Source organism: Hymenobacter siberiensis (assembly GCF_018967845.1).
GTDB classification, from domain to species: Bacteria; Bacteroidota; Bacteroidia; order Cytophagales; family Hymenobacteraceae; genus Hymenobacter; species Hymenobacter siberiensis.
Map to the genome: position 1 here is coordinate 3,031,469 of NZ_JAHLZZ010000001.1, position 12,989 is coordinate 3,044,457.

Annotated in this window: 9 protein-coding genes; 6 read left to right on the top strand and 3 right to left on the bottom strand. The window is 59.1% G+C overall.

Features of this window, described 5'->3' with window-relative positions:
* Positions 1-45: 45 nt before the first annotated feature.
* The 3 genes from KQ661_RS13195 to KQ661_RS13205 form a co-directional block, all read right to left on the bottom strand.
* Positions 46-2,598: a T9SS type A sorting domain-containing protein gene (locus tag KQ661_RS13195; protein ID WP_216727237.1), complete on the bottom strand. Its 2,553-nt coding sequence runs from the start codon at positions 2,596-2,598 to the stop codon at positions 46-48.
* Between the two features lie 568 nt (positions 2,599-3,166).
* Positions 3,167-4,294, bottom strand: a complete 1,128-nt coding sequence (dprA, locus tag KQ661_RS13200) for a DNA-processing protein DprA (protein WP_216727238.1) — start codon at positions 4,292-4,294, stop codon at positions 3,167-3,169.
* A 9-nt stretch (positions 4,295-4,303) separates the two neighbouring features.
* Positions 4,304-4,657 carry a MerR family transcriptional regulator gene (locus tag KQ661_RS13205; protein WP_216688781.1) on the bottom strand — a complete coding sequence of 118 codons (354 nt, stop codon included), beginning with the start codon at positions 4,655-4,657 and terminating at the stop codon, positions 4,304-4,306.
* Positions 4,658-4,739: 82 nt separating this feature from the next.
* On the opposite strand from KQ661_RS13205, the gene alaS reads away from it, so the two are divergent.
* The 6 genes from alaS (at position 4,740) to gatB (ending at position 12,875) form a co-directional block, all read left to right on the top strand.
* Positions 4,740-7,418: an alanine--tRNA ligase gene (gene alaS / locus KQ661_RS13210; protein ID WP_216727239.1), complete on the top strand. Its 2,679-nt coding sequence runs from the start codon at positions 4,740-4,742 to the stop codon at positions 7,416-7,418.
* Positions 7,419-7,441: 23 nt separating this feature from the next.
* Entirely contained in the window at positions 7,442-8,254 is an 813-nt protein-coding gene (locus tag KQ661_RS13215) for an energy transducer TonB (RefSeq protein WP_216727240.1), read from the top strand.
* 46 nt (positions 8,255-8,300) lie between these two features.
* Positions 8,301-9,227, top strand: coding sequence for an SPFH domain-containing protein (locus KQ661_RS13220; protein ID WP_216727241.1), 927 nt, complete (start codon positions 8,301-8,303; stop codon positions 9,225-9,227).
* Between the two features lie 224 nt (positions 9,228-9,451).
* Positions 9,452-10,111, top strand: a complete 660-nt coding sequence (locus KQ661_RS13225) for a hypothetical protein (RefSeq protein ID WP_216727242.1) — start codon at positions 9,452-9,454, stop codon at positions 10,109-10,111.
* 331 nt (positions 10,112-10,442) lie between these two features.
* The gene (locus tag KQ661_RS13230) at positions 10,443-11,291 is read left to right on the top strand and encodes an energy transducer TonB (RefSeq protein ID WP_216727243.1); all 849 of its coding nucleotides are present in this window, start codon (positions 10,443-10,445) and stop codon (positions 11,289-11,291) included.
* A gap of 129 nt (positions 11,292-11,420) precedes the next feature.
* On the top strand, positions 11,421-12,875 hold the full coding sequence (gene gatB, locus KQ661_RS13235) for an Asp-tRNA(Asn)/Glu-tRNA(Gln) amidotransferase subunit GatB (RefSeq protein ID WP_216688787.1): 1,455 nt from the start codon (positions 11,421-11,423) through the stop codon (positions 12,873-12,875).
* Positions 12,876-12,989: the final 114 nt, after the last annotated feature.

Consider the following 12,989-nt stretch of genomic DNA (forward strand, 5'->3'; position numbering starts at 1 on the left):
GCAAACCTGCAGGTTTGCCTTTTTTTCAAAGAAGCCTATTGGCAATTACTGCACCTGAATGCGGCGCGTAACTGCTCCTTCGGTGTAGCTCACGCGCAACAGGTACGTACCGGTAGGCAAGCCTTCGAGGGCCAGCGTGGCCGGGGCCGCGCCGCTGATGGGTTGATGGCGTACGGTGCGGCCGAGCACATCGAGCAGGTCGAGGGCCTGCGGATGCGAGCTGCCATCGGGAGCCACGGTAAGCGTGCCATGGGCAGGCACGGGCCAGGCTAAAGTACGGTCGGCTACAGCCTTAGGAGCAGCCGCGTGCAGCACGTTGGTAGCAACGGGTGCAACCCAAATTGTCGTATTGTCAGCCCTGCGCGTAGCGCTGAATGGGCCACCGTTGGTGCCTGGGCCGATAACAACGTAAATCCGGCACCATTGCCGAAGGGTGGAAGCGACAATTTGGGTTGCACCCGTAGCAACGATGCGAGCTGCCGCAATGCTTGGTGCCCCGCTCAGGCTGGAAAACGTACCGCCCGCCACAATGGCGCCATCAGGCTGCACCAGCAGCGTGTTTACGGTGCTGTTAGGTGTAGCAGTGGCCGCGTACGTGCCATCGGCGGCACCAGTGCTGAGCAACCGGGCCAGGTTGCTGGGCAAATTTGCACTAGAGAAGCTGCCGCCTAGCAAAATGCGATTATTGGGCTGCAGCAGCACCGAGTAGATGGTGCCAGTAGAAGTAGGGGGCACAAAGCCGGCATCGAGGGTGCCGCCGGGGTTCAGGCGGACAATATTGGCACGGGCAGTACCGGCATAGGCCGTAAAGCTGCCACCTACCAGCACGTTGCCATCGGGCTGCACGGCTAGGCTGCGAAGCGTAGCGCTGGTACTTGTGAAGGCGCTACCGGTGAAACTTGCATCGATTGCGCCGGTGCTCTCGAGGCGCACCAATGTCCGAATGGCAGTTGTGCCGCCTGCCGGAATCGCCGAGCCGGCAACCAGCAGCTTGCCGTTGGGTTGCTGGGCCATGGCCTGAAAGGCCGTCAGACGTCCCGAGCCGGTGGTGTTCAGCACAAAGGAATTATCGGGCGCACCGGTTGGCATTAGCCGAAACAGGCCCTGCGTATTAGCGGGTGCACCATTGAGGCTATAAGCTGACCCACCAACCAGAATGCGGCCATCGGCCTGCAGCAGCAGCCGGGTGAGGGTGCTGCCAGTCAGGCTGGGGGCAGTGAAGGTATTATCGGGGATGCCCGTGGCCAGGAAGCGTTGGACCGAAGCACGCGTAGCCGCCACAATACGTCCATCGGGCTGCAATGCGAGGTCAACAACGGGAGTAGAGATGCCCACCGAAGAGCTGAAAGTTGCGTCCAGCGTTCCGTTTACATTCAGGCGAGCCATGCTCCGGCTGACCTGGCCCCCGACCTCGTAAAATGAGCCCCCAATCACGAGTTTACCATCCGGCTGGCGCACCACGGCAGCTACGATGCCATTATTTTGGAAAATGGGTTGAAAAGCCGGGTCAACTGCACCGGTGCTGGTGAGTTGCAGCAATTGCCGGTCTGTTACGCCATTAAAACTGGTAAAGGAGCCCCCGACCAGAATATTGTTGTTGGCCAGTACCCTCACGGTGCGGGAATTGCCGTTGGGGCCGGTGCCCATCTGGAAAGTGGCATCGACCGTGCCGTTGGGGTTGAGGCGGGCCAGCGACGGCAGAGTCGAGGCATTGATAGGAGCACTCAGTACCAGAATCTTCCCATCGGACTGCAGCGCAAAAGGCGAGGCAAAGCCGGAGTAGATGTAATTAGGGTACGGTGCGGTAGGCGTATACGCGAAGGTGTTGTCGAGGCTGCCATCGGGCATGAGGCGCAACAAGTTATCGTAGCTGCCACCGGCTACCAGAATCCGGCCATCGGCCTGCACGGCTATTTGGGCCGCTTCTTCGTTGGTACGCAGGGCGGCCGCAAAAGTGGGGTCGAAGCTACCGTCGGTGTTCAGCCGTGCAAGTCCATTAGCTGGATTTCCGTTATAGCTGAAAAAATAGCCGTTGATGAGAATTTTACCGGTGGGTAAAACCGTGATACCCTCAATTTCATCAGTGCTACCGCTGCCAGCATTAAAGGTGGAATCAACTGTCCCTGAGGCGTTGAGCCGCACGATGTTGCCTGTAGTAACGCCATTGAAAGCACTAAACGAGCCCACTACAATGAATTGGCCATTGGCAAGCTGGGCCGCATGGTTAATGTTCCCTCCCGCCGGGCCAGTGCCTGCATCAAAGGTGGCGTCGGCCGTACCGGTTGCGTTCAGGCGTAGTAGCCCGGTGCGTGTCACGCCATTGGCTATTATCGGGTTGCCAACTCCTAAGTAAGAAACCAGCATCAATTGTCCATTGCTAAGCGCCTCTACGCCGCGAGTAGTCACTCCCGTACCCAGGTTCTGCTGAAATGCTGCATCCAGCGTACCATTGGTATTTAAGCGCACTACGGAGCTCGTAGTAGTGCCATTGACCCGGCTGTAAGCGCCCGATACAACGAGCTTGCCATCGGCCTGCTGCAATGACGAGTACACATCACCGGAATTGTAAATACCTGCTGGCGTAAATACAGGGTCCACGGTTTGGGCTGTCACCGGCTGCCATAATAGAGCCATTGCACCAAATGCACAGTTAGCGTTGCTATAGTTGAGCTAATATTCACAACGCATTGACCAATAACATGCTTTGAACAAGGCACGTTATGAGGAGGCTGTTGTAACTATTTGAGCAGCCAGTAAATCATTTCACTGAATCCTGGCGCTGGAAAGGGCCTTCCGATTCAGCAATCGACACATGTTTTTTAAGCTCAACCATAGCAACGCTAACTACGCATTTGGTGCAATGACCTTATATAATTTATTGAGCAGTTTATAGACTCGATTAAGGTTAAGTAGATGGGGTTGTTTAGAAAGTCACAAAAGGTACTCAACCGGTCATGCTGCGCTGCGCGCTGCATGACCGTTCGGGGACTTTCTAAACAGCTTCGATGAATTGTATTGAAGCTGTTTAGAAAGTCGGGTCTTTTGCGGGTCTGTCATTCTGAGCGCGGCGAAGGACTTTCTTACACTTAAATGAGGCTATGCAGCCGCGATAAGGTCCTTCGCCGCGCTCAGGATGCCCATAATATTGACTTTCTAAGAAGCTTTATTACACCAACGCAAACTTCTTGCCCGGCAGCGCCCGCACCACGCCCCGAAACTCCAGCCCCAGCAGCAGCGAAGCCACGGCGTGAATGGCCAGCTGGGCTTTCCAGGCCAGGTCGTCCATCTGGGCTTCGCGGCCCGTGGCCGCAGCCAACACGCTGATGAGGGCAAATTCCTCGACCGTAAAGTCATCGGCCGAGTAAGAAGGCGCCGGCTTAAACTTGCCGGACTGGTGCAGGGCCGCGTCCCAGTTCAGGAGCTGCTCCAAATCGAGCGGCTCCTGATAAAGCGCTGCTTTGTTGCTCTTGATAAGGGCATTGCAGCCTTCGGAGGCGGCCGAGCCCAGATTGCCGGGCACGGCCAGCACGTCGCGGTCGTAGCTCAGGGCCAGCTCGGCGGTGATGAGGGCGCCGCCCTTTATGGCCGCTTCCACTACCACCGTGCCATCGGATAGCCCGGCAATGATGCGGTTGCGGGCCGGGAAATTGTAGCGGTCGGGCGGGGTGCCGAAGGGGAATTCGGTGAGCAGGCCGCCTTGCTCGCGCATTTTCTCGGCGGTTTTGCGGTGCACGGCAGGATAGATGATATCCAGGCCGGTGGCCATTACGCCCACGGTTTCCAACCCTTCTTGCAGGGCGGCGCGGTGGGCCATGATGTCGATGCCGTAGGCAAGGCCGCTTACTACCAGTGGCTGATGGGGGAGCAGTCCTCTCACGATGCGCTCAGTTTGCTCGCGCCCGTAGTCGGTGGCCTGGCGGGTGCCCACGAGGGCCACAATTTTGGGCGCGTTTAGGTCGGCCGTGCCCTGGTAGTAGAGAATGGCAGGCGCATCGGCAATCTGCTTGAGGCGGCTGGGGAAGCGCTTGCTGGTGTAGAACAGAATTTCTACGCCTTCTTTTTGGGCCTTTCGCAAGTCCATTTCGGCCTTGCGGAAGGCTGCTTCGCGTGCATTGCCTGTGAGGATAGCCACGGTGGCCGCGCCCACACCAGGAATGCGGCGCAACTTGCCCGGCGGCATGGTAAGCACGGTTTTGGCCGCGCCTCCGTAGCTCATCAATTGCCGCGTGAGCTGTGGGCCAATGCCGGGTAGCAGCGTGAGGGCCAGCTCGTGGAAAAGGGTATCGTTGGTCATCGGGTAACCTTACTCGGGCCGGGCCACGTCGAGCTCCTTCTTCAAACTCACCAGAAAGGCCCGCACCTTTTCCAGGCTCTGCACCACATCAATCTTCTCCTTCAGCTGCGGGCCTTTTTGCTTGAGCATGTCGCGGGCACCAGGAATGGTGTAGCCGCGCTCCTTCACAAGGTGGTAGATGGTACGAAAAATCTCAATATCCTGCGGCGTGTAGAGGCGGTTGCCCTTCTTGCTGCGGCGGGGATGCAGCTCGTCGAATTCGGTTTCCCAGAAGCGCACCAGCGACTCGGCCACCTTAAACTGGGCGGCGACCTCGCCAATGGTAAAGTACTGTTTCTCGATGCTGCGCTCTTTATACGGCATATGGCTACCTTTGCTATTCAGCCGAAAAGTACCTAAAAAAACCGCATCTGCCGCTATTTCGGCCGCTGTGCTCCTCCATAATATGTCACTTCCCACCGCTTCCCACGTCCGCCAGCAGTTTTTGGACTTCTTCGCTTCCAAAGGCCACCACATTGTGCCATCGGCCCCGATTGTAGTGAAGGACGACCCCACGCTGCTGTTTATCAACTCGGGCATGGCTCCGTTCAAGGACTATTTCCTGGGCAATAAGCCTGCTCCTTATAAGCGCATCGCTGATACGCAGAAGTGCCTGCGCGTGAGTGGTAAGCACAACGACCTGGAGGAAGTAGGCTACGATACGTATCACCACACCATGTTTGAGATGCTCGGCAACTGGTCGTTTGGCGATTACTTCAAAACCGATGCTATTGCCTGGGCCTGGGAGCTGCTCACTGACGTTTATAAGCTTGACAAAGACCGGCTTTATGTAACCTATTTCGAAGGCGATGAGGGTGATAAGCTCGCCGCTGATTCGGAAACGCAAAATCTTTGGCGGCAATACACCACCGACGACCGGATTTTGCCCGGCAATAAGAAGGACAACTTCTGGGAGATGGGCGACACTGGCCCCTGCGGCCCCTGTACCGAAATTCACATCGACCTGCGCTCCGATGAGGAGCGGGCGGCCACGCCCGGCCGCGACCTTGTGAACGCCGACCACCCGCAGGTAGTGGAGGTGTGGAACAACGTATTCATGGAGTTTCAGCGCCTGGCCGATAAGAGCCTGGTGAAGCTGCCGGCCCAGCACGTTGATACCGGCATGGGCTTCGAGCGGCTGATGATGGCGGTGTCGGGCGTGAAGTCTAACTACGATACCGACGTTTTTCAGCCCCTCATTCAGTTCATTGCCAAGGAAGTAGGGGTGGAGTACCACGGCACGGCCCCGGCTAAAGTGACCGACCAGCCGACCACCGAAAATGAGAAAACCGACATCGCCATTCGGGTAATTGCCGACCACATCCGTACCATCGCCTTCACCATTGCCGACGGTCAGCTGCCCAGCAACGTGAAGGCCGGCTACGTCATTCGCCGCATTCTGCGCCGGGCCGTGCGCTATTCCTTCTCGTCGTTGAATCAAAAGCAGCCCTTCCTGTTCAAGCTCGTACCCGTGCTGGCCGAGCAGATGCGCAACATCTTCCCCGAGCTGAAAGCCCAGACGGCTTTCGTGCAGCGCGTGATTGAGGAGGAGGAAATTGCCTTCCTGAAAACGCTGGAAACCGGCCTGCGCCGCCTCGACGCGCTGGAAGAAGCAGCCCGCGCCAACGGCGGCATTATCGACGGTAAAACCGCCTTCGAGCTGTCCGATACGTTCGGCTTCCCGCTCGACCTCACCGCCCTCATCGCCCGCGAAAAAGGCCTGACCGTGGACGAGGAAGGCTTCCAGAAGGAGCTGGCCCAGCAGAAAAACCGCAGCCGCAATGCCCAGGAAACCGAGCAGAGCGACTGGGTAACGGTGGCCGATTCGGAGGAGCAGCCCGCCTTCGTGGGCTACGATTTGGACGAGGCCCCGGCCCGCATCCTGCGCTACCGCAAGACCACCGCCAAGGGCAAAACCGAGTATCAGCTGGTGCTCGACCAAACTGCCTTCTACGCCGAAAGCGGCGGGCAAATTGGCGATACCGGCTACCTCGAATCGCCGCTGAGCAAGGTGCGCGTGATTGATACGAAGAAGGAAAACGACCTCATCGTGCACACCGTGCTGGAACTGCCGCAGGACCTGACGGCCGACTTCCTGACCATTCCTGACGCTGCCCGCCGCACCCAGATTCGCCAGAACCACTCGGCCACGCACCTGCTGCAGGCCGCTCTGCGCGAGGTGTTGGGCAGCCACGTGCAGCAGAAAGGTTCGCTGGTGAACGAGAAGCTGCTGCGCTTCGACTTCTCGCACTTTACGAAAGTGACCGAGGCCCAGCTGCGCGAGATTGAGCAGCTGGTGAATGCCCGCATCCGCCAGCAAATTCCGCTGGTGGAGCGCCGCAACGTGCCCATCGCCGAGGCCAAAGACCTGGGCGCCATGGCCCTGTTCGGCGAGAAGTACGGTGAGTTCGTGCGCGTCATCACCTTCGACCGCGACTTTTCGGTGGAGCTCTGCGGTGGCCTGCACGTACCCAACACGGGCACCATCGGCTACCTCAAAATCACGGCCGAAAGTGCCGTGGGTGCGGGCGTGCGCCGCATCGAAGCCGTGACCGGCCTCGGGGCCGAAGCCTACGTCGACCAGCAGCTCGACCTGCTCAACCAGGTGCGCGAAACCCTCGGCAACCCCCAGCATCTGCTCACCAGTCTGGAGAAGCAGAACGAGGAAATTGCCACCTTGCGCAAGCAAATTGAGCAGTTTGCCCAGCAAAGCATCAATCAGCAAAAGGACCAGCTGGTGGGCCAGGTGAAGGAGCTGAACGGCGTGAATTTCCTGGCCGCGCAAGTGCAGGCCGGCTCGGCTGAATCCCTCAAAACCCTGGCTTTCAACCTGCGTCAGGCCGTGCCGAACCTGGTGGCCATCCTCGGCGCTGAAATCGACGGCAAGCCCCAACTAGCCGTGATGCTGGCCGATGAAATTGCCCAGGCCGGCAAGCTCAACGCCACCACGCTGGTGCGCGAGCTGGCCAAGGAAATCCAGGGCGGCGGCGGCGGGCAGCCGTTCTTCGCCACGGCCGGCGGCAAGAACGCGGCCGGGCTGGCAGCGGCGATTGCCAAGGCAGAAGGGTTGATTGCCGCGAAATAGTGAGCAACTAAACTCCGTAAGCAATGAAATTTAAATGGATTGCCTGCTGTGTTGCGGGGCAGTTGTTGGGGGCTGGCCTGGCGTTGGGCCAGACCAGCCCCACCTCGGCGACCGGCCCCACCCGAGAGAGTGCGCTCGGGGCAATCCCGCCTAAGCGCGTATCGTACATTGGGGCCAAAGGTCAGAAGGTTGCCTCGGCGGAGAAGGCCGACCACCGCGAAGAACTGGTGTATCGCGACAGCATCGGGGGCAACCTGCGCGTTTACTATCCGTCGGGTAACTTGCGCCGGGTGGTCCCTTATCTGCACTTCGGGCGGGGCGTGAAGTACGGCGTAGAAACCAGCTTCTACGAAACGGGCGAAGTGAAGAGCCGGTGCGAATACAGAGTTTTGCCAGTGGGTGCCTACGAACAGTTTTACCGCGATGGTAAAATTCGCTCGCGTATCTATCTGGCTGGCGACTCAACTGGCAAAGCCGTCAATAGTGAGGGGTATTTGCCAGATGGTACGCCGGCAACGGAGAGCACGGCAGTGCCGGAAAAAATGCCCACCTACCGGGGCGGCGGCAGCGATGCTATTGTGGCGGCTATTCAACAAGGAGTACGCTATCCGGCAGCGGCATTAAGGGCGCAGGTACAGGGCAGGGTATTTGTGAATTTTATGGTGGATGATGCGGGTTTTATTCGCAATTCCCAAATAGTCACATCACCTTCCCCGCTTCTGAATGCCACTGTTCTGCAATCAGTGGCCTCGCTGGGACGCCTCACGCCGGGCGAGATTTCCGGCGATACGGTGGACGTGTTTTTCACTGTTCCGATAACTTTTTCGATTCAGTAGGAAAAAAGCAATACTTTTCAAGCGTCTAAACTGACTCTTCAGCCTCATGTCCACCTTCGCCCTCATTCTGCTCGGGCTTATTGCCCTCACGCTGTTTCTCTGCTACGTCATTGTGCCGCAGGGCACGGTGGCGGTGGTCACGGTATTCGGCAAGTACCGGCGCATTATGTCGCCGGGACTGAATTTCAAACTGCCGTTTATTGAGGCGGTGTACAAGCGGATTTCCATCCAGAACCGCTCGCTGGAACTTAATTTCCAGGCCATTACCATCGACCAGGCCAATGTGAATTTCAAGGCCATGCTGGTGTACGCGGCCTTCGACCAGAGCGAGGAAGCAATCAAGAACGTGGCCTTCAAGTTCGTGGATGAGCAAAGCCTGATGCAGGCGCTGGTGCGGACCGTGGAGGGTAGCATCCGGGCCTTTGTGGCCACGCAGCGGCAGGCGGCGGTGCTCAGCCTGCGCGGCGAAATCGTGCTCCACGTGAAGGACCAGCTCGATGCCACGCTCGAAAGCTGGGGATACCATCTCATTGATTTGCAGCTCAATGATATTGCCTTCGACGAGGAAATCATGCGCTCGATGGCCAAAGTGGTGGCCTCCAACAACCTGAAAGCCGCCGCCGAAAACGAAGGCCAGGCCCTGCTCATCACCAAAACCAAAGCGGCCGAAGCCGAGGGCAACGCCATCAAAATCGCGGCCGAAGCCGAGAAAATCGCGGCCCAGCTGCGCGGCCAGGGTGTGGCCCTGTTCCGCGAGGAAGTAACCAAGGGCCTGGCCCACGCCGTGGAGGAAATGACCAAAAACAACCTCGACCCGGCGATGGTCTATTTCTCGATGTGGACCGAAGCCATCAAGCACTTCGCGGAGCAGGGCCAGGGCAACGTCATTTTCCTCGACGGCTCGAACGAAGGCATGAATAAAAGCCTGCAGCAGATGATGGCCATGCAGCAGCTGCCGCGGCCGCTGAAGTAAGCGGCTGCGGTCCTGAATCTACCCGTTTTCTCCCGCTGTAGCTGCCGTATGTTGTTGTTTGACAAGAAGGGTTTGTTGTAACTGCCGCTTTGGTAGGTGGGGCTTTTGGCGCATCTGGCCAAACTCCTCCTCCGGCGGCCCCGCCGAAAGCAGCCATTTACCTGACGGCTACTGGCAAACAACTGCCAAACTCGGTTGGTGCCGACCATTGGGCCCAGATAGCCATGCGTGACAGCGTGAGCGGTATTATGCGCGAATATTATCCCTCGGGCAAGCTCTGGCGGGTTATCCCGTTTGCCAATGTTCGGCTGGGTATCCGGCATGGCGTAGTGTTGAGCTATGACGAGGCCGGAAAGTTGTACCGGCGGGAAGATTTCTCTGGCGGGCAGCGGCAGGGCGAGCTACAGCTCTTTGACGCCACTGGTGCCTTGAGCCGGACCATTGTGTACGCCCATGATAAGAAAGTAAGCCAGCAATGCTTCACCGCCGCCGGGCTGACCAGGGAATGCCAACCCGATAAACAGCTGCCACAGTACCCGAGGGGTACCGCCGGGCTGATTGCGGCGATTGAGCAAGCCGCCGTGCTCCCCACCGAAGAGGTGCTCAGACATGGTTTCGGGACCGTTGTCATCAAACTGTTGGTTGATGCCGAAGCCACCATCATCGGGACTACCGTGGTGCGCGCTCCAACTGCCCGCATGGGCCAGGCCGTGCTGGATGCGGTGAAAGCAATAAAGCCTTTTGTCGCCGCTGGAATGGTGGACCAGGAGCCGGTTTCGGTGTTGTATTACCTGCCCATTAAAATTGGACACCCTGTAAATGGCTGGGCCATGACTAACGCTTACGACGATGCCCCCAAAGTCACCTTCCTGGCGGCCGAGTAAGCTATTCGTATGGGAAAAAGGAAACAGTGACAACTACTTCAGCAGCCGCTGAGTTAAGTAGCTGCTGGCGTTTTGCCGACCAGTATGTAATTTCGGAGAGTTGAGAGTCCGGCACTGCTTTTTCGTCCTTACCCAAATCTATTTGTCTACTGTTTAATGGCGAGCTGGTGCGCGGGTCTGACCGCCCCAGGCGGTCTGACCGGTTGTAGTGAGCACGATTTCGCCCTGCCGACAACCGCTCAGCCCGCCTGGGGCGGTCAGACCCGCGCAACGGTTTTGGGCAAGGACAAGTAGTGTTTCCCGGGTTCTCAGCTCCTTTTTTTCTTGTCTGGTGAATACACGGTTATTTTATCTGAGCCTTTTGCTGGCGGGGTCGCTGGCCGGCCGGGCGCAAGCGCCCCGGGCAGCTACGCCCAGCCCCATCAGTAGCTTTTTCACGCCCGACTACCAGCCCGCCAATTCCTCTGATACCACGGCCATATGCGCCGAAACGACGTTCCGCGACAGCCTCAGCGGCACCACGCGGCTGTATTATCCTTCGGGCAATCTGAAGCAATACATTCCTTACGCCAACGTGGCGCGGGGCGTGCGCTACGGCTGCGTCACCACCTGGTACGAGAGCGGCCAGATGTGCACCAAGGAGGACTACGTGCGCGGCGTGCGCCACGGCGACCTGCTTACGTATTATCCCGACGGCACCCTCAAGCGCCGCGAGCATTGCCAGGACGGCCGTTGCGGCGTGGGTACCTGCTACGATGCCAACGGCTACCCCGTGCCCTACTTCGCCTACGAGCAATTGCCGTTGTACCCCGGCGGCGAAGAGCGCCTGCTAAAGGAACTCACCAAGGCGGTGCGCCTTAATAGGCAGGAGCTGGCCGCCGCGCGCCGCGCCGTGGGCCACCTGCCGGACATGGTGCAGTATGGCTGGCGGCGCGAAGTAGACGTAGAGCTGGCCGTGGCCCCCGACGGCCGCATTTCCCACGCCCGCGTGGTGCAGTCCACGGCCGGGTTCCTCAATAGTGCCGTGCTGCGGGCGGTGGCCAGCCTCCAGCGGCAGTTTGTGCCCGGCCGGCGCGATGGGCAGGTGATGACCAGCTACCTCACCGTGCCCCTTTTTTACACCCTCGAGGCCCCCACGCGCCAGCCGTATTACGGCGGCTACCGAATACGACAGCGCTAGAAAATGGGCCGGCCGGTTGCCGTTATGCCGAGAAATCGGGGCTGGGCTACCCCGCTATGCGGGCCAGCTTCCGCCTACCCGTTACCTTTAAGGCTGAATACCTAGTAAGACCCCGCGTTTTTTCAGAATATGGACGAAGCCACCCTTGCCAAATACCAGCCCGTTATCGGCCTGGAAGTTCACGCCCAGCTGCTCACGCACAGCAAAATGTACTCTTCCGATGAGAACGAGTACGGCGTTGCCCCCAACACCAATCTGTCAGTCATCACCCTCGGCCACCCCGGCACCTTGCCCAAAGTGAACCGCACGGCCGTGGAATTTGCCATGAAAATGGGCCTGGCTACCAACTGCCAGATTCGGCGCGACAACCTGTTTGCCCGCAAAAACTACTTCTACCCCGACCTGCCTAAGGGCTACCAGATTACGCAGGACAAAACCCCGATTTGCTACGACGGCCACCTCGACGTGCGCGTGGGTGAGGAGGTGAAGCGCATCGGCATCACCCGCATTCACATGGAGGAAGACGCCGGGAAGTCGATGCACCTGGCCGGTGAAACCGAAACCCTCGTGGACCTGAACCGCGCCGGCGTGCCGCTCATCGAAATCGTGAGTGAGCCCGACATCCGGACCGGCGACGAAGCCTACGCCTACCTCACCGAAATTAAGAAGCTGGTGGAGTACCTCGGCATCTGCGACGGCAACATGGAGGAAGGCTCGCTGCGCTGCGATGCCAACATCTCGGTGATGCTGCACGGGGCCGCGCAGTTCGGCATGAAGGTGGAGGTGAAGAACATGAACTCCTTCCGCAACGTGCAGCGCGCCATTGCCTACGAAATCGAGCGGCAGATTGCCATCATCGAAGCCGGCGGCGAAGTGGACAGCGAAACCCGGGGCTTCGACGCCCCCAGCGGTACCACCAACGGCCAGCGCAGCAAGGAAACCCTCAACGACTACCGCTACTTCCCCGAGCCGGACCTGCCCCCGCTGGTGATTTCTGACGAGTGGCTGCACCGCGTGGCCGCCGAATTGCCGGCGCTGCCGCAGCAACTCTACTCGCGCTTCGTGGGCGAGCTGGGCCTGAACGACTATGACGCCTCCGTCCTCATCGACCAGAAGGAGGTGGCCCTGTTCTTCGACGACCTCGCGCGCCTCACGCCCAACGCCAAAGCGGCTGCCAACTGGGTGATGGGCCCCGTGAAGTCCTACCTCAACGAGCGGGCCCTCACCATGGCGGATTTTCCGCTCGACGCCGCGCAGCTGGCCGGTATCATCGAGCTGATTGACGCCGGAAAAATCAACTATTCGGTGGCCAGCAAGCAACTGTTTCCGCATTTGCTCGACCATCCGACGGCCAACGCGACCGGCGCGGCCGAAAGCCTGGGCCTGCTCACGCAGGCCGACAACGGCGAGCTGGCCGGTCTGGTGCAGCAGGTGCTAGATGCCAACCCCGCCAAAGTGGCCGAGTACCGCGCCGGCAAAAAGTCGCTCACCGGTATGTTCATGGGCGAGCTCATGAAGCTCACCGGCGGCAAGGCCGACCCCAAGCTGGCCAACCAGCTGCTGCGCGCCGGGCTGGACGGGTAAGCAAGCTTTTGTTATCCAGAGCCTCTCTGTCATCCTGAGCTTGCGAAGGATGACAGAGAGGAACAAACCATCCACGGCCTCGCGTTGGCCATTCTGATTCACAAGTTCACGCAC